18 protein-coding genes and 1 pseudogene are annotated in these 17,753 nt (G+C 43.8%); 8 read left to right on the forward strand and 11 right to left on the reverse strand.

Annotated elements, in window-relative coordinates; genetic code table 11:
- The first annotated feature begins 9 nt into the window (after window positions 1-9).
- Genes MPET_RS15660 through MPET_RS09215 form a run of 3 tightly spaced genes read left to right on the forward strand, consistent with a single transcriptional unit; the run spans window position 10 to window position 4,757 of the window.
- Window positions 10-2,835 carry a type II/IV secretion system ATPase subunit gene (locus MPET_RS15660; RefSeq protein ID WP_013329748.1) on the forward strand — a complete coding sequence of 942 codons (2,826 nt, stop codon included), beginning with the start codon at window positions 10-12 and terminating at the stop codon, window positions 2,833-2,835.
- Entirely contained in the window at window positions 2,822-3,745 is a 924-nt protein-coding gene (locus MPET_RS09210; RefSeq protein ID WP_013329749.1) for a type II secretion system F family protein, read from the forward strand. Before MPET_RS15660 ends, MPET_RS09210 begins: the two co-directional genes overlap by 14 nt.
- A 1-nt stretch (window position 3,746) precedes the next feature.
- Window positions 3,747-4,757, forward strand: a complete 1,011-nt coding sequence (locus tag MPET_RS09215) for a type II secretion system F family protein (RefSeq protein ID WP_013329750.1) — start codon at window positions 3,747-3,749, stop codon at window positions 4,755-4,757.
- Window positions 4,758-4,828: 71 nt separating this feature from the next.
- Here the strand turns inward: MPET_RS09215 and yciH are convergent, their stop codons facing one another.
- Window positions 4,829-5,134: a stress response translation initiation inhibitor YciH gene (gene yciH, locus MPET_RS09220; RefSeq protein WP_013329751.1), complete on the reverse strand. Its 306-nt coding sequence runs from the start codon at window positions 5,132-5,134 to the stop codon at window positions 4,829-4,831.
- 208 nt (window positions 5,135-5,342) lie between these two features.
- Here yciH and MPET_RS09225 point away from each other — a divergent pair, with 208 nt between their 5' ends.
- Window positions 5,343-6,809, forward strand: a complete 1,467-nt coding sequence (locus MPET_RS09225) for a cobyric acid synthase (RefSeq protein WP_048130806.1) — start codon at window positions 5,343-5,345, stop codon at window positions 6,807-6,809.
- A gap of 51 nt (window positions 6,810-6,860) precedes the next feature.
- Window positions 6,861-7,208, forward strand: coding sequence for a type II secretion system protein E (locus MPET_RS09230; RefSeq protein WP_148222215.1), 348 nt, complete (start codon window positions 6,861-6,863; stop codon window positions 7,206-7,208).
- Here the strand turns inward: MPET_RS09230 and MPET_RS09235 are convergent.
- Both MPET_RS09235 and MPET_RS14540 read right to left on the reverse strand, forming a co-directional pair.
- Window positions 7,201-7,479: a hypothetical protein gene (locus MPET_RS09235; RefSeq protein ID WP_013329754.1), complete on the reverse strand. Its 279-nt coding sequence runs from the start codon at window positions 7,477-7,479 to the stop codon at window positions 7,201-7,203. The genes MPET_RS09230 and MPET_RS09235 overlap by 8 nt on opposite strands.
- On the reverse strand, window positions 7,460-7,948 hold the full coding sequence (locus tag MPET_RS14540; RefSeq protein ID WP_013329755.1) for a YkgJ family cysteine cluster protein: 489 nt from the start codon (window positions 7,946-7,948) through the stop codon (window positions 7,460-7,462). Before MPET_RS14540 ends, MPET_RS09235 begins: the two co-directional genes overlap by 20 nt.
- 370 nt (window positions 7,949-8,318) lie before the next feature.
- Between MPET_RS14540 and MPET_RS09245 the strand changes: the two genes are divergently transcribed.
- Window positions 8,319-9,497 carry a sugar phosphate nucleotidyltransferase gene (locus tag MPET_RS09245; RefSeq protein ID WP_013329756.1) on the forward strand — a complete coding sequence of 393 codons (1,179 nt, stop codon included), beginning with the start codon at window positions 8,319-8,321 and terminating at the stop codon, window positions 9,495-9,497.
- A gap of 298 nt (window positions 9,498-9,795) precedes the next feature.
- Here the strand turns inward: MPET_RS09245 and MPET_RS09250 are convergent, their stop codons facing one another.
- Window positions 9,796-10,581, reverse strand: coding sequence for a CBS domain-containing ParB/RepB/Spo0J family partition protein (locus MPET_RS09250; RefSeq protein WP_013329757.1), 786 nt, complete (start codon window positions 10,579-10,581; stop codon window positions 9,796-9,798).
- Between the two features lie 111 nt (window positions 10,582-10,692).
- The gene (locus tag MPET_RS09255) at window positions 10,693-11,160 is read right to left on the reverse strand and encodes an Hsp20/alpha crystallin family protein (RefSeq protein ID WP_048130807.1); all 468 of its coding nucleotides are present in this window, start codon (window positions 11,158-11,160) and stop codon (window positions 10,693-10,695) included.
- A gap of 151 nt (window positions 11,161-11,311) precedes the next feature.
- On the opposite strand from MPET_RS09255, the gene MPET_RS09260 reads away from it, so the two are divergent.
- The gene (locus MPET_RS09260) at window positions 11,312-11,992 is read left to right on the forward strand and encodes a hypothetical protein (protein ID WP_013329759.1); all 681 of its coding nucleotides are present in this window, start codon (window positions 11,312-11,314) and stop codon (window positions 11,990-11,992) included.
- A 157-nt stretch (window positions 11,993-12,149) separates the two neighbouring features.
- Here the strand turns inward: MPET_RS09260 and MPET_RS09265 are convergent, their stop codons facing one another.
- The 4 genes from MPET_RS09265 to MPET_RS09285 form a co-directional block, all read right to left on the reverse strand.
- On the reverse strand, window positions 12,150-12,980 hold the full coding sequence (locus MPET_RS09265) for an endonuclease/exonuclease/phosphatase family protein (protein ID WP_013329760.1): 831 nt from the start codon (window positions 12,978-12,980) through the stop codon (window positions 12,150-12,152).
- Complete coding sequence (tmk, locus tag MPET_RS09270; RefSeq protein WP_013329761.1) at window positions 12,977-13,609, reverse strand: dTMP kinase; 633 nt, start codon at window positions 13,607-13,609, stop codon at window positions 12,977-12,979. Before tmk ends, MPET_RS09265 begins: the two co-directional genes overlap by 4 nt.
- Window positions 13,606-14,694 carry a radical SAM protein gene (locus MPET_RS14850; protein WP_013329762.1) on the reverse strand — a complete coding sequence of 363 codons (1,089 nt, stop codon included), beginning with the start codon at window positions 14,692-14,694 and terminating at the stop codon, window positions 13,606-13,608. The genes tmk and MPET_RS14850 overlap by 4 nt, the downstream gene beginning before the upstream one ends.
- Before the next feature lie 501 nt (window positions 14,695-15,195).
- Window positions 15,196-15,771, reverse strand: a complete 576-nt coding sequence (locus tag MPET_RS09285; RefSeq protein WP_013329764.1) for an HVO_0476 family zinc finger protein — start codon at window positions 15,769-15,771, stop codon at window positions 15,196-15,198.
- A 57-nt stretch (window positions 15,772-15,828) separates the two neighbouring features.
- Here MPET_RS09285 and MPET_RS09290 point away from each other — a divergent pair, with 57 nt between their 5' ends.
- The gene (locus MPET_RS09290; RefSeq protein ID WP_013329765.1) at window positions 15,829-16,374 is read left to right on the forward strand and encodes a DUF371 domain-containing protein; all 546 of its coding nucleotides are present in this window, start codon (window positions 15,829-15,831) and stop codon (window positions 16,372-16,374) included.
- On the opposite strand, the pseudogene xseB reads toward MPET_RS09290, so the two are convergent.
- Together xseB and xseA are read right to left on the reverse strand one after the other, a co-directional pair.
- Window positions 16,346-16,462: pseudogene (gene xseB, locus MPET_RS15535) on the reverse strand (exodeoxyribonuclease VII small subunit); the annotation flags it as partial. The gene MPET_RS09290 and the pseudogene xseB sit on opposite strands and share 29 nt — an antisense overlap.
- Window positions 16,446-17,687 carry an exodeoxyribonuclease VII large subunit gene (gene xseA, locus MPET_RS09295; protein ID WP_013329767.1) on the reverse strand — a complete coding sequence of 414 codons (1,242 nt, stop codon included), beginning with the start codon at window positions 17,685-17,687 and terminating at the stop codon, window positions 16,446-16,448. The gene xseA and the pseudogene xseB, both read right to left, overlap by 17 nt.
- Window positions 17,688-17,753 lie beyond the last annotated feature (66 nt).

A 17,753-nucleotide genomic window follows, 5' to 3' on the forward strand; every position in this document is an offset into this window, starting at 1 on the left:
CAGCTGTATATGGACGATAAAAAGAATAATAAACATAAATTCGGATCATTATTCAAAAAGCAGAAATCCACGGATGATGCCGAATCACCAGGCAATACCGGATCTGCAGGGTCAGGATATGAGAAGCTGTTATTTGAAGAAAATGAACCTGAAACACAAAAAAATATTCCGGGCAGAACAGCAGATCAGGATTACGACGATCTAAGTACTCTTTTATCAAAATTTCAACCGGAAAAGAGGGAGAATAAGTCATCTCAACAGGAATCATATCTTTTTCAGCCCATCAATCCAAAAGAAGAGATCCAACCTGAGTCTTCAAATATAGTGTCTCTTTCTCTGGAGAAAAAAGATGATTTCTCAGATCTTCTGAATTTTAAAGAACAAAAAAAGGATGAGAGAACAGGTTCTTCCGGGGCGACGAATAACGACGGTTCTGCAGAGCTGAAAAAGATCTTTGAACTGATGAAAAGTTCGGAACAGCAGAGCGACAATCGCGAAATCGGACAATATGACAGCTCTACTTTATTTGAAGAAGAGGTTACGGATTCAATAAACGAACCTGTGATCGTTCCTGAGGAAAAAAAGGAGATCGCTGAAGAAGAGACAAAAAACTGGGAAGATATTATTCAGCCTTTCCAAACTCCCGGGATCTTCACCCAGAAGACAAAATCTTTTCAGGAGATTATCGACTCCGTTACAAAAAAACCTGAAAAACAGCCTGTAATCCAAAAGCCGGAGCAGCCCCCCAAAAATACAGAGGAACTGGCCACGGAGATAATTGCCGAAAAAGATATACCTGATAATAATCCGGCAAAAAAACGTCCCCAGGCTAAAAAGACGCAATGGTCTGAATATTCCGGCGAAAAAGAGAAGCCGGAGCAAACCCCTGAAAAAGCAGAAGAGCTGCCTGCAGAAATAATTGCCGAAAAAGAGATCACGGACAACAATCTGGCAAAAAAACGTCCTCAGGCTAAAAAGACACAATGGTCTGAAGATTCTGGCGAAGAAGAGAAGCCTGGAGTTGTATTAATCGACCAGTACGCCGAAGACTTTTCCGGGCTCATCCTTCCCGAAGGTGCTACCTTTGAGATAGAGGAATTCAAGATTAAAACACGAAAACCGGCTTTCGAGGCTGAAGACAGGGAAAAAGTCCTTTCAAGGATCGACCAGATATTTGAGAAGAAGATCTCTCTCCCGAAAATCGATGAGACTCTGGAAGAAGAAAATAAAAAAGAGCGTAAAAAGGAAAAGAAAAAATTATTCTCCAAGGTCAAGGATGTATCGGCCAAAGTTGACGAGTACGATCCTAATATTCACGGAAGCCTGGTTGATCTTGAATTCAGGGCGGAAGAGGGGATTGAAGACGTTGAACTATATCCGATCAACGAACCGTATGCATATGTCAGGATTACTTATGACAAAAATTCAAACGAATACCTCTACAATGTTCTCGAACCTGAGTTAAATGACGCCGAAAAGGAATTGTATGCCGAGATAGAACAGAGACTCTTTGAAACCCTGGATGTCAATACGAAATCGATCAGCCCGGACGAAGCCAGAGACATACTCAAAAAAGCGGTACTTGAAATTCTTCGTGATTATGGTATAAAATTAACTCCGGAGAAAAGAGAGAAGATTATCTACAGCATCAATAAGAATTTCATCGGAGACGGCCTCATCGACTCCCTTATGCACGACAAGTACATAGAAGACATTTCATGCGACGGCCTGAACACCCCAATCTTCGTGTTCCATTCAAATTACGAGTCGCTGCAGACTAACCTCATGTATTACAAAGCTTCAAATCTCGACTCTTTTGTGACAAAACTTGCACAGAGGGCGGGCAAATACATCTCGATAGCAGAACCCATGCTCGATGCGACAATGGCAGACGGATCGAGGATTCAGATGACTCTTGGAACAGAGGTTACGGCTCACGGTTCTACATTTACCATCCGAAAATTCAAGGAAGAACCGATTACCCCGACAGATCTTACGGAATGGGGAACCTTCTCACCCCTTTCGATCGCCTACATCTGGATTGCCGTTGAAGCGGGAAAATCATGCATATTTGCCGGTGGTACGGCTTCGGGAAAGACCACATCGCTGAATGCAATATCCCTGTTCATTCCACCGCTGGCAAAGATCGTCACGCTTGAGGATACGAGGGAATTAAAACTGCCGCATAAAAACTGGATTCCGAGTGTGACGCGAGAATCTTTCGATGCGGACGGAAAAGGCACCATCGACATGTACGAACTCCTGAGAGCTGCACTGAGGCAGAGGCCTGAATATATCCTTGTAGGAGAAGTAAGGGGCCAGGAGGCGCTGACATTGTTCCAGGCGATGAGTACAGGTCACGTAACATATGCAACAATGCATGCGGATTCGGTCGCCAGCGTCGTCCACCGTCTTGAAAACCCGCCCCTGAATGTCCCGAGGAATATGTTAAACGCCCTCGATCTTGTAAGCGTCCAGGTGCAGGCCAGAATAAGTGGTAAACGTATTCGCCGGAACAAACAGCTGATCGAGGTTCTCGATATCGATCCCCGGACGAAGGAGCTGATTACCAATGAAGTCTTCAAATGGCATCCCTCAACCGACGAGATCAGGTATTCAGGAAAATCGTACATTCTCGAAGAGATTATGGAGGAAAAAGGCTGGGATGACGACAGGATGAAGGAGGAGCTGAAGAGAAGGCAGGAGATTCTCGAATGGATGAGAATTAAAAACCTCCGCAACTACAAGGATGTCGGCCGGGTTCTCATGTCCTACTTCAGGGATCCCGATGCAATAATTAAGTTCGTGAGGAGTGAGCTTTATGAACAGTTATGAGAGATTCTGCTTCTCGATATTTGGAAAAAGAGCGAAAAAGAAGAGAGAAGATTATCTCACCCTGAGAAACGACATGATCAGGGCCAGGATGAAAACTCCATATGAGGCCTATATTTCAACCGCCTACTTCTCATCGATCATTGCAGGATTGATGGCTGCAATCCTCTTCTCGCTGATTACATATCTGCTGAGGCTTCCCGAGATTTTCGTGTATAAGGGAAATGTCCCGGATATATTTATTGAAATGAGCAAATACAGCCTGATTTTAGGCACCGTGTTCGTTCTGATTATATCATTGGTTGTAGTCGGGGGGCTGACATATTCGATCTTTCTTATATACCCAAGCATCCTGGCCGGCGACAGAAGGAGAAACATAGACTCCACACTTCCGTACGCCATAAATTACATTACCGCCATGTCAACGGCTGGCATTACGCCTGCAGAAGTGTTCAGGCTTCTTGGCAACAGCGAAATCTACGGCGAAAGTGCAGTGGAGGCCAGGTACATAACGAGAGAGATCGACGTCTTCGGAAAGGACCTGCTGGACGCCCTGAGACTGGCAGGCCAGTACACACCCAGCGACAGAATGAGGGACTTCCTACAGGGTGCAATTGCAAGTATCTCGAGTGGAAGCAATCTCACGGAATATTTCAGGAACAAATCGGAGCAGTACATGAAGGAGAACCGGCAGACGCAAAAGACTTTCCTCGAAACTCTCGGACTTATCTCCGAATCTTATGTAACCGCCCTTGTCGCAGGAACGCTTTTCCTGATTATACTGCAGTCTATAATGTCGACTATCAGCAGTACTTCGAGCCCAATGTTTTTGTACGTCGTAATATACGGGATAATTCCGCTGGGGAGTATAATGTTCGTGATTTTAATTGATGCAATGACTCCGGAGATGTAAAATGGGACTATTTGGGAAGAAAAAAAATGAAGATGCCATCCCCGGGGAGACAGACCTGGAACAAATCGAGATATTTGAAAAGATCGATTCAAAGAGGAAACGAAGGGAAGGGTTCAACAGAATTCTTGAAGATCCGGTAAAAGTACTGACTGAAAAGCCCGAAAACATTCTTATTGTCTCCGCACCGATAGCGCTGCTGTTCTTCGTCTTCGGGTTTATATCGGTCATATCGAACTACGGAATATACTCCCTGCTGAATTCGACGTTAATTGACGACATCTTCGTGATCACAATCCTCATAATGCTCATACCCCTTGCATTTCTCGATACCAAAGAATCGATGAGGACACGAAATATCGAGGTTGCGCTGCCGAATTTCTTCAGGGATGTCGCAGGGATGAACGAGAGCGGAATGACACTTCCAAACGCCATCCACACCGTTTCGGACGGAGATTACGGAACGCTTACCCCGTATATAAAAAAGCTCGACAACGAAGTTTCGTGGAATATTCCGTTTATAAACGCCATACACAGGTTTGGTGAAAGGCTGGGGACTCCGCTCGCGAAAAGAAGTGTGGATCTTATCGCAAAGGCAAGCCAGGCCGGCGGAGATGTAAGCGAGGTGTTAAGGGCTGCTGCAAACGATTCATACGAATTCGTCAGTCTTGCAACCGAAAGGCGGAACAATATGCTGATCTATATCGTTATAGTTCTTGTATCGTTTCTTGTCTTCCTTCTGGTAATTGCGATTATGACTAGTACGTTCCTCGACACCATGGCCGAAGCCGGAGCGGCAGTTGCATCCTCGGGAACAGACACCTCAGGACTCTCCTTCGGCGGAGCCATAGATATGGACTTCTACAGGAGGCTGTTCTCCCATGCCGCAATGATCCAGGCATTTTTCTCCGGACTTGTAGCAGGTCAGATGGGTGAAGGAAGGGCAATAGCCGGCCTGAAATATTCATTGATTATGCTGATAATCGCGTGGATTTCGTTCAGGTTCTTCATCTGAAAAAAAAAGTTCATGAAACAAAGATTTCATGCACTGTTTCATGTAAATCACAACGTGGTTTGCATGTTAAATTAATTTATATTTTCAAGTTTGTAACCCCTGTCCATCAGGAGTTTCTTTACGCGTTCGCGGTGATTACCCTGAAGTTCGATTGAATTGCCTTTAACAGTACCGCCGCAGGCAAGTTTTCCTTTCAGATGCTTCTGCAGTTCATCCAAATCGATATCGTAGGGATCAAGGCCCTCGATTATTGTTACTTCTTTGCCGTAACGCCTCTTATTGATCTTAACGCTAATCTGCTGTTGTTCCTTTGCGACTTCTTCACAAATACACAGTTCTTTTGGCAGTCCACATTTTGGACATATACCACCAGTCATTACATTGTACCTTACAAATCTGATTATATATTTGTTAGCATGATTTCAGGCCAAATCTGCTACAGCAGGGTATTCACACAGGAAAAAAATACATGAAAATACCCATAATCCGGTGAGAAATGCCAATACGCGCAAAATATTTTTCCCAGCGGCATATGTATCATATTATACCAATTTATTTAGCTTTAGCACAGATTTAATGAAGATAATGTCGCTGATGATCCTGGGGAGCTCCTCACATGCAGGCAAAAGCACAATTGTTACAGCAATTTGCCGAATGCTTTATAATCACGGTTATTCCTGCGCACCTTTCAAATCACAGAATATGAGCCTTAATTCATATGTCACCAGTGACGGCAAAGAGATCGGCATCGCACAAGCCATACAGGCGATGGCAGCAGGCGTCGAGCCGGCGGCCGAGATGAACCCGATCCTTCTTAAGCCGAAGGGCGACAGGACCTCCCAGATAGTGCTGCTCGGCAGGCCGTACAAGGACATCAGGATCGGAGAATATTACAACGAAACCGGACAATTACTCGAAACGGCCCTGAAATCCTATTATTCACTCGAAGAAAAATTCGGAAACATCGTCGTGGAGGGAGCTGGAGGAGCCGCTGAAATGAACCTTTATGACAGGGATATCGCAAACATCCTGCTTGCGGAAAGACTGAACATCCCTATCGTCATCGTCGGCGATATAGAAAGAGGAGGTATTTTTGCGCAACTTATCGGAACATATCAGCTCCTGCCCGATAATGTCAGAAAAAATGTCGTAGGGTTCATAATCAACAAATTCATGGGTGATCCGGATTTATTCAGGAAGGGAATATCGATAATCGAAGAAAAGACCGGAATAAAAGTTCTCGGCGTAATGCCCTATTCCCACGTAGAACTTCCAAGTGAAGATTCCCTCTCGATACAGGACAAATTAAAGCACAATTCAGAGGATAAACCGGTAAATATCGGAGTTGTCAGGCTTGATAAGATCTCGAATTTCAGCGATTTCGAGCCTCTTGAAAGATACGCGGAGATAAGATACCTGAATCCGGCCGATTCATTTGAAGATATCGACTGCCTGATCCTTCCCGGGACAAAGAACACCATAGACGATCTGAACACCCTTAAAATTTCGGGATTCGACCGGAAACTGAAAACGCTTATTGACAAAAAGATCCCGGTCTTCGGAATATGCGGCGGATTCCAGATGCTCGGAAGAGTGATCGAAGATTCAGGAATAGAATCCGGAGAACCCTGTACAATAGAAGGTTTCGGGATTCTGGATCTAAAAACCGAATTTCTCGAATATGAAAAAACCACAGCAAAAGTCAGGAGAAGATCGCTTGGGAAAGAGCCGATTCTCTCGCGGATCGATGAGGCATCCGGCTACGAGATACATATGGGTAAAACGGAACTTGGAGAAGGAGTCACGGAGGCATTTGAAGGCGAGGGGGCGGTATCGCCCGACGGTATGATCATAGGCACCTACATGCACGGGCTGTTCAATAATGAAAATGTGGTTTGTGCATTAATGAGTTACCTGTACGAGCAAAAAGGCCTTGATTTCGCGATAAACGAATCAGAAAAAAACGGGATCGAATCTGCATTCGATAAACTTGTTCACTCTTTTGAAGAAAGTATTGACACCTGTGCAATTCTCAATCATTTTAATAAATGAATCATCATAACCTGTTTACATCATAATACCAAATATGAGGAAGTGGGAAACGTGGTAATGAGGCAGTCTTTTTCAGTTGATCCTGATATAATGGAGAGAATCGACAAATATTCAAAATCGAGGGGAATTAAAAGGGAAGAGGCGATTTTGGAACTTGTTGAGGCAGGAATAAATTTTACGGAAGGCGGAGGGGAGATAAAAAGTGAAAACAAGAGATCGTACGAGGAATTCTACAAAATAAGGAAAGATCTCGACAATATGCAGAAGATGATACAGGAGATCAAGAGCCAGATGCATGATATCAGGACGATCGCGGTATCAAACAACAAACAGATGGACAATATCCTGCAGGAAAAAGATGAAAAACCCAGAAAGAAGGGACTTTTTAATATCAACTGATAATATTAAGAATACTCCTGTAACCCTCATTTTTCAGATCGTCGCATTCTACTGCTTCAACCCTGTTGAAATCAACCGAATCGCTGCTCCTGCATAATGTACAGTATGCTCTTGCAGGAGAAGTTTTCCAGACGCCTGCCTCCCGGAATCGTTTGGAATGCACACAGAACCTGCACTTATCGACTGATTCCCTCTTTTTCGGTAGGCACTGAACCTCACCGTTTTCAATTTCCAGGACACGCGGCCTGCCGTCATTCGAAATATCTGACATCGTAACCTGAATCCTTCATTATCTCAACGATTTTCTTTTTCTGTTCATTCAGTTCAAGATCCAGGACGGAGTTTACGGCAGAATTCCATAATTGTTCAAGCTCCTTATCGTCCGTTACGATGGTGGACCTCCCCTTCACCATCCCGGCCGGATTTCCATTGCTCCCGGAAATCCTGCATGTACAGCACTTATATTTTTTGCAGAAAGAGGGGATGGAATCATGGATAGAACAGTAATAATTTCCGTTTTCGTCTTTATCCATTAAAAAAGGGCACCATTCTGCGGGTGTATCCCTGTTAAGAGGATCGATTCTGCCCCTGAAATTCCTGTCAACAGTGGCATAGAATAATTCGTTTGACAGGTCATGCCGGACCGCATATCTGCCGGGACCCATAACCCCCGTAACTTTGACGTACCTGCCCATGCCCATGCAGCACCTGCCGCAAAGCGTGCAGACAAATTCATTCATTAACGAATATTTGGTAATACCCATTATAAATCATTGATGAGTGCAGCAAAACGTTCATGAAAAGAATATTTCATGTAAATCTCAACATGCTTTTCATGTAAAAACTAAATTCAACAGCTCAGGGGACCCTTGCCGGTTCCCCGAGCGTGCCATGGTGAGATTATCTTCGGGCAAGGCCCCTGGGCAGGGGCCGTCCGGTGGCCCTGCCGCCGGTGCCGGGGTTGCCGGAGAAAGACACGAGATAACAAAGAGCCAAGAAGTTTGCTGGAATTTGGGTAGGGGATCTAAAGAGTTCAGACCTTGATTTTCATGTCAAATCTAAAAATTCAATATTCTGATATATTAGTATTAATAAAAACATTCAGATAACATGAAAGTCTGCATAATGTGCGGCGGAGAAGGCACAAGGCTCCGTCCACTCACATTTGAAAGGCCTAAACCCTGCATCCCGATTGTCAATACCCCGTCGATAAAACATCTTGTCAGTCACCTGTCAAATCTCGGATTTACAGACGTTGTGATTACGATCGGCTATAAAGGCGACGATATCGAGAGGGCGCTCGGAGACGGCTCACTGATGGGAGTGAATATTACATATGTCCGCGAAGAGACAAAGCTGGGAACTGCAGGCAGCGTCAAAAATGCGGAAAAATACCTGAACGACTCTCCGTTTCTTGTCGTCGGCGGGGATCATGTAACGGACATAGACCTGCTGGAATTTTACCGCGATCATCTCAAGGGCGACAGTCTGGTCTCCATAGGCCTGATAAGCATAGACAATCCGTGCGAATACGGAATCGCCGAGATCGATGTGAATTACCATATCATGAGGTTTTATGAAAAGCCGTCGCCGGGTGAGATCTTTTCAAACCTCGCAAGTACCGGTATATATGTATGCGATCCCTCGATATTCGACCACATCCCGGAAAACCGGAAATACGATTTCGCAAAGGATCTCTTCCCTAAACTTATGGATTCGGGAATAAACATCGGAGGGTGGCTTGCAAGAGGCAACTGGACCGATGTAGGAAGTCCGAGATCACTCCGTGAAGCTGAAAAATGGAAACTCAACCAGATGCGCTATACGAATATAAGCGGGAGCGTGTCGATAACCGGCGGCAGCGTGGTAGGCCCGGTACAGTTCGGAGATTCTGTGAAGATAGGCAAGAACACACGGATCATCGGTCCCGTTTCCATAGGATCGGGTACAAAAATCGGAGATAATGTACTGATCGGTCCCTACACAAGTCTTGGAGAATGCTGCAGCATAGGAAATAATTCCAAGATCTTCTCTTCATCCATCTACAACAATGTGGATATCGATGAAAATACAACGATAAGCGGCAGTATAATCGACAACGACGCAGAGATCGGAGTCAGCTGCAATATCGAGAATAATACGGTGATAGGCCCCAGGGCGGTGCTGAAAGACGGAGCGGTTCTTCATTCAGGCACAAGGATCTGGCCCGAGGTTGTGATCGAAGAGAACTGCGTCGTAAAAGAGAACGTATTGAATGATCATTTTGAGACGTCATATAACGGCTCATAGATCTTTTTTTATCCGGCTCTTCGCTTAATCTGTGTATGTATAAAAAAACAGGTTTCACAATTTTTAGCAATCACCGCAAAGAGACGCGGTAAATTCATGGCGTTGTACATAACGGAATATAGCAAAAAACGTTCATGTAAAAACTAAATTCAACAGCTCAGGGGACCCTTGCCGGTCCCTTGGGCGTGCCGTGGGGAGATTATCTTTGGGCAAGGCCCCTAGGCAGGGGCCGTCCGGCGGCTCGGCCGCCGGTGCCGGGGTTGCCGAAACGCATGAAACAGCGAAAAGCCCATCATCTTTATCCGTGCCTGACCAGCCTGTGAGTAACCGCCATTAACGGATGGCGTGCGTAATCGAGGACTTTTACATCGTCAAGCGTATGCAGGTTCATCTCGCGGGCAGTCTTCTCCAGGCCCAGTTCGATATCGGCCCCGATTTCTATGATGTATGCGTCGAGTTCTTTTATCCCCATCCTCTTCGCTGCAACGGCACGGTGGTGGCCATCGACAAGGATCAGTTTTCCGGGTTTCCTTACCACGATGATCGGTTCGGCAAGCCCCTTCTTTATCTCGTATATTCTTCCTTCGAGCTCGTCTTCGTAGATCTTCGACTGGGTAGGAAGCAGGCTGTCGACGGACACGATCTCTTTTGTCAGTGTAGGATTGACATTGTGCAGGATCTTCAGCGTCTCAATAAATTTATAGACTTTTTCAGGGGATACATGCTCGATCTGCGATCTGATGACATCCGCATTTGATATGATTCCCATCAGGTTGCCGTCCTCGTCCACAACAGGAAGCTTCTGGATGCCGGACCTGAATATAACCCTCGCGGCATCGTTTATACTCATATCGGGGTCCGCGACGATCAGGTGCCTGCTCATAATCCTATCCACGGGAGACGTAGGATACACGAACAGGAGATCTCTTGCCGCAATATACCCGACAACTTTTTTATTGTCCACAACAGGAAATCCGTCGTGATGTGTAACTTTGATCGTCTCTATAACGTCTTTTGCCGTGCCGTTTACATCGATGGTCACGACGTCATAGGTCATATAATCCCTGACCTTCTTTTTATCCATTGTGAATAGAATTGTTTTAAACCGACTTGAATAATTCGGAAAAAACATTCATGAAATAAAAATTTTTTTAGAAAATATCGTGTAAATCACGACGTGATTTTAAAAAAAAAGTTATTTTATCTCTATATTACCGCCCGCTCCAAGAGCGATCTTTTTCAGGTGGACTTCAAGGACGCCGTTGTTGAACGACGCAGTTGCGCCTTCTTCGGATACTTCGACAGGGAGCGACACATGGCGGATCATCTCGCCGTATGTTCTTTCCCTGAGATAGTATCCCTTCTCTTCATCCTCTTCCTCTATCTTCTTCTCCCTGTTGCAGGATATTTCCAACGTCTTTGGGTCTACGAGCCTGATCCGGACGTCATCTTTCTCTGCACCCGGAAGATCGGCTACAACATATGTCTCATTCTCATGATCTATTACATCGACGCGGCATTCTCCCGAGATAACAGGTTTAATCCGGTTTGAGAAAAAATTCTCACCCGAAAATGATTCAGAGAGCCTGTTCTCCATCATATTCATAAGTTCATCGATCTCGTTCCAAATCGAGTATACAGGATACATACGTCTTCTTATCATTCTTACTGCACCTCCTGTCTCCGGCTCATAGCCTAACCCTTTGTTAGCGTCAATCATATTTAATTATGATCCAAATGACAATTATCTCCATCCAACGACAAAATAAAAAATATGAAACTATTTATCAGAAGATAGACCAAATTTATAAAGGATGTCCAAAAAAAGGAAGGAGCCACGAAAGAAGGATAGGGACTGGCAAAAGCTGCTCTCGCGTGCATTTATTGTCGTCATTCTTCTGGCCTGTGTAATCGGTTTTAGTCTGTCGTTTTCATTCTTCTCAATATTCAAGAAAGCCGAAGCAGGAGATATCGTCACTGTGGATTATACGCTGTACTACGAGGAAGGGTACCCGATAGTTTCGTCGGATGCATATGTTGTCCAGGATGCATATGAACAGGGTATTCCTGTCGCATATACAAGCTCCCTGCAGCTTCAGGCGGGCAGCCTCCAGTCTGACAATCTAATCCCGGTCTCAGTATACCAGTATTATCTTGGAAACACGGAGTATGCGCTCCTTGATCTTGAAGTCGACGCAATGAGCAGTGACGTAATAGACATGCACACGAATGATGTCAAACAGATAGACCTCGAATTTGCTCCGACCCTTACATACAATATTTCCGCCGAAGATTTCGACAGCGTGGAGGGTATGAATTTCTCAGAAATCGCGGTAGGCATGCTCATGTTCCCGGATCTAAGTGGGAATTTCAACGAATCCGTTAATGCAACAAAGATCATCAGGCCCTCCGTTATCATTGCCAAGACAAACGATTCCGTAACACTAAGGTACGGATATGCCCTGGCTGAGATCAAGGTAACAGATATTAATTAAAATTCACATTTTTAAAATTCAGGGGAATAACATCCCCAGAGTCTCATTTTTATAAAAGATCTCCATATTACGAATTCAATGATCTCTCATACCACCGCTATTGCTTATTTTTAGAATATCTATTGTGATGAGATTGTGCAACAAAGAGATCTTACTGTTAAAATTCTATCTTACAAACAAGGCTTGAATGATCACTCAACCTTTTTTCTCTTGGTTCGTGAACATATTTACACTCTATAATGTTAGGAATGAGATTTTCCGAAGCGAAAAAATGATCGTATCTATATCCGTCACCGGTCCTTCCAACCCAGCTATATTCCATTTTCGCCGGATTGTGATACCGGTAAGCATCTTTTAAATGGAAGTTCGAAAGGCTGGAATAAAATTCATATTCCCATTCTTCAAAAAAGGAGTAATGAGGATTGTGATCTGATTCTAAAATGTTAAAATCACCACAGAATATGCGATTATTGCTTGTTTGATCATTTTCAAAACATGACAATAAATTTTTCAGGAACTTCTTTTTCCTTTCTTTTTTCTCAGTACTGGCATCACGAGATGGTACATAAGTTACAATTATTTCAATAATCTTGTCCGATAATGGAATTTTAACTGACACAACGCGAGCACTAAGGAATGTCATAAGTTTTGAAAAATCACTAACTTCTGGTTTAAATTTACTAATTACCATCACGCCATACTCTTTGCCTTCTGGTTTTGGAAATACTACATTATATCCAAAACTTTGGAAATATTTCTCAATATAGAAGCAACCTTCACTATTTTTACACTCTGTAAGTAGTAATAAATCGAAATTTTGAGTGATTAACCATGCCGCCTGTTTCTTTGCTCGATCTATCGAAGGGTTTCCAATGTTCCAGCAGATTGATGAAATACTCGATATTTTTTTTTCATTATCCTCTTGGATTTCGGTTTTGGGATCTGCCATAAAGGCATCCAATGTCAGATCAATAGAAATTTTTTTCATGTTAATCCCTCACCAGACTGGTTATATAAATCGACAATACGTTTTGTGATACTTTCAGAATTCTCCTCAATTGAAGTAGATTCATTATCAAGAACATAAACGTTAAACCCTTGCTTTTCTAAAAATTCCGCTGCTTGGCGATAGTAGTCTAATTCATCTTTACGCGCGGTTTTTTTTCGTTCAAAAAAACTACCATCACTGCGCAAATTCAATCGTTTGTTAAGTGTATCTGGTGAAGCTAAAAGAATAACACTCAAATCGGGAATAATAACATTCTTGTTTATCTCCCATATGAACTCTAAATCAACATCATCAATCCGTTGTAGTACAAGTGATGACTCGACATACCGATCAGACAATACAATTTTTTTCTTTTGCAATGCAGGAAGAATCTCATGTTCGATATGATAATATCTATCTGTAGCTGCGATGCATGCTAAAGTTTTGCCACGATATTTCTCTTCGGATTTACGCAAAAAATCGCCTATCAGAGAATCTGTTGGCTCTCTGGTTTTATAAGTTTCAAATCCTTGGGAAGTCAATTTTTTACAAAGGTCACCCATAATCGTTGATTTTCCTACTCCATTCGGACCATCGAGCGTGATAAACAATCCATAAGAAGTATTCATATATCGATCCCCTTCCTTATCTCTGGACAGACTTCAGAATCAATGTCTCCAATTACCTTTCCAGAGTAAACGACAGCACTTGGGCACCCTTTTCCACAAATGATATTCTTATCACATTTTTTACACAGATCATTATTTCCGAATGCATATCTGTGCTGAAATCCGTATTTATCAATTTTTTGGGGAAAATCTGCGTCCTTAACAATATTTCCTATGATGAATTCTGCAGGATTATACTGACTGTTTGGTGTATCCGCTGCAAAAACTAGGTACGCACATACAGCGACATTTCCATTTGCAAACACATAAAAGATGTTTCCAGCTTCACAGGACCCCAATGGAAACTCATTGTTTGGAAATCGGATGTAAATAACTTCAATTTTGTTAGAGTACTTAAGTGTTGAACTCTGAATTGATCTTAAAGTATCTTCAGATGTGGCGTAATTTGCAACCCCAATGACTCCGCGCCCCATTGGAGAGACTGGATTCATGAGAACAAACTTAGCATTATTCAGGATTGCAAATTCACATAGTTTTTCGTACTCTTCAACATTGGCAAAAGTATTGGGTGTGACTAGGAATCCTTGTAGTAAGCCACATTCACTTAGTTGTTTGATTGTACTGATACACTTATCGAAAGCACCTCTTTTCTTCATAAATTTATCATGAGATTCTGACGAAAAACCATGAAGGCTCACGTTAATGTGTACATTGCGTTCGTGAGATAAGGCCTGGATTTGATCTGTGGTAATTACGGTAGCATTGGTACAAATTCCTACACTAATGTCTGCATTACTCAGCAGTTTAACGAAATCAATTATATTTGGATGTAGAAAAGGTTCACCCCCAGTGAGCGTAACACGTGAAACACGACACTGCTTTAATCGAGGTACGACAAAATCCTGAAAATCTTCTAATGTCATTGTTTCGCCTTGATTATCCGCAGAGGTAAAACAATGGACACAACGGGCATTGCAAATGTCTGTAATTCGAATCAATGCTTTTCTAAAAGGCGGTTCAACAGAGGAACGAAAAAAACATGAAGATGCAATATTTTTTCTGATTAAGCCCCGGCAATTCTCCATGCTATTCCCTCACCATTGATACTACCAGAACCAAATCCATGTCAGATGATTTTTTGTTTGGTACTAAATACTTTTCTCTCATGATGAAAATCATTGAAAATTGATATTTGGTATGATTTTTGAGCAGGTGATTTTCCATAAACCGCCAGGTAAATTGTAAAGTAAAGCTTAAATAGAGCCTAAATACGGCGAAAATTACTATTTTTTGCATCCACACAGAAGCGCTGTACTCCACGATCTCCTGCCTGTTCGATATAAACATCGTCTGAAAAAAACAGGGCAATAACAGGCCGTTATATCCCTGCAGTTTGAGGTTTAATCAGCCTAAAATCCATATATTGGCGATATTTAAAACTGCCACCCAAAACCCGGATTAAAACGTGAAAATAAGCTCAGATTACAGGTTTTCAGGCCACATCATAAGCATAAAACAGGTCTAATCCCCGACGGGATGGGAGTCCTGGTTTTCCAAATCACCCAAAAAAAGAGTTCTGAAAAAAATTAAACCTTTGTACCGTATATCCGCTTTATTTTCCTTGCATAGGCCTTCCAGCCCTCTTTTCTCATGACCGATCCCGACCTGAGTTTGATATGCGTTATCCTGAATCGAAGACCTTCCTCGTTGCAGACCTCATCGACCGCGAAATCCCTTTCACCATCTGTTTCAATATAAATCGGAATTGTCTTCCACCCGGCATGAACGGAGGCACGCACTACGACCTTTTCCACAATCCTTGTCCAGAGAGTCTCTATATCCGAGGCTTTCGCCTTTGTAAGACGCCTGGGGCCGGACTCTATACCGGTCACCTCGACTCCTACAGGTTCGTCGCCGACTTCAGCTACAATAATATCTCCTATTTCGACGATTTCATCCTCAAACATCTCGACAAGGCCTTTTTGGGACTCGCCTTCCCCGCTTACGATCGTCTTTATCGTAATTTCTTTCGGCACTTTAGGCTTTTCTTCATGGCGTACGTTCCCGCAGATATTGCAACGCACCAGCAGATCGCTACCCTCTTTCAGGATCTCATGATCGGTTTCCTCTCCGCACGAAGGACAAAAAAATTCGGAATTCATTACCTTATAATGTAGGCAGAATATGAAATATATTCTTGCAGACCAAATTTATTCAAAATGCCTGAACATGACCCGTGCAACACGATAAAAGAATTAAAAGCTGTTGAAATAATCCATTGCAGGGGGCATCCGAATGTTACAGGGACACACAGATCGACTTTCGAGATCACAAAGGAGCCCGAAGTCTCAAGAACCGGCACATGCATCATAGGAGTTTCTTCGGACAAAGGGGCAAAAGATCTCTCGGAAAAATTCAAAAAAATTCTTGCCGACGAGCGATCCGAACTAACTGCCGTTTTTGAGGTCGGCGGGTCGCATTTTCAGGTCCGCTCGTTCGGTTCTGCAGGAATAACCCTTGAACATGAAACAGACCTTGTTTGGAGAAGAAGCAGTTTTACGTGTGGAAGAACAGTCGGGGTATATTCAGACTATACAGCCGGACAGATCCCGCGTGATATTATAAAAAAGATACAGGAAGGCGCGGAGATTACAGTAATACTTACTGTCCGGCTGAATCCTGAAGCTCGGTCACCTTCAGTTCCGCATCTTCCAGGTATTTTTCACAGCTTTGAAGAATCTCCATGCCGCGCCTGTAGAGAGTGAGACTCTCTTCAAGGCCAGCCTCCCTGTTCTCAATCTTCCCGATAATCTCTTTCAATTCGTTTATCTGCTCTTCATATGTTTTTTCCATGATTCACATCCTCTATAACTGCTTTGCATTCTCCATCCTTCAGGACTATTTCAACCCGGTCATCCCTGAAAAGATCTGCCGCGGATCTCACAACAGAATCATTCTTGCGGACTATACAATATCCTCTCTCAAGCGGTTTTTTCGGGTCAGATGCAGCCAGCGAAGCCCGCAGAAGCCCGAGGGACATCCTTTGCCTTTCAATATAACCGTTCATCGAATGATTCAGGCGGCCGAAGAGATCGTCAAGTCTCTGGAACTCTTCATTAATCAGCTGTTCAAACTTTTTCGGTTGCAGTCTCAGCCTGAAACCCTCGAGCAATTCCCTCTCCCTCGTGATCCTGTCGGTCACTGAGTTCATGAGCGTCTTTTCATATGATCTCAGCTGGTTCTCCAGTTCGCATCTGTCCGGGACCACGATCTCTGCAGCCGCCGACGGTGTCGGAGCCCTGACATCCGCTGCAAGATCGACAAGCGTGAAATCGATCTCATGGCCGACCGCACTTACAACAGGGGTCTTGCATTCAAATACCGCTCTTACGACGTCCGGGTGATTAAACGGGAACAGATCCTCAAAACTGCCTCCGCCCCTTCCGACGATTATAACATCCACAAGACCGTCGATGCGGCGTATGGCCCTTGCGATATCAGCATGTGCGTTGTCCCCCTGGACAAGCGCCGGCGACAGGATAATCTCAACGGGGTACCTGCGGGAGATCACATTTTCTATATCGCGCCTTGCAGCACCCGAAGGAGAAGACACAACTCCTACCTTTCTGGGAAATTGGGGAAGCATCTTCTTGAATACTTCATCGAAAAGACCTTCTTCCGCAAGCTCTCTCTTCCATCTCTCCACGAGAAAATGCTTGTCGCCTGCACCCGCGGCACTCAGTTCCCTTACAATAAACTGGTACTTCCCGTGAGGCTCATAGACCTCGACCGAACCGTATGCACGAACTTTCATGCCGTTTTCAGGCCTGAATCCCACTTCCCGGGCGGAGCTGCGCCACATTGCACAGTTTATAAGATACTCTCTCCCGTAAACCGATTCTGTCATGGAGAAATACAGATGGCCCGAGGCATGATTCTTAAGGTTTGTCATCTCCCCCTCGATCCATATCCCACGGAGCGAGTCATCATCAAGCCTGCTTTTTATAATTGCAGAGATCTCGGAGACGGACTTTATCTTATTCTCCCCGGAATCCTCCTCTATGCCGAACCAGTCCATCGATAATAATAGAGTCGCGATTTATGATATGAATTATGCAACAGAAATTTAAAGGCTGTTTGATCA

It is taken from the genome of Methanolacinia petrolearia DSM 11571, from assembly GCF_000147875.1.
Lineage (GTDB): Archaea > Halobacteriota > Methanomicrobia > Methanomicrobiales > Methanomicrobiaceae > Methanolacinia > Methanolacinia petrolearia.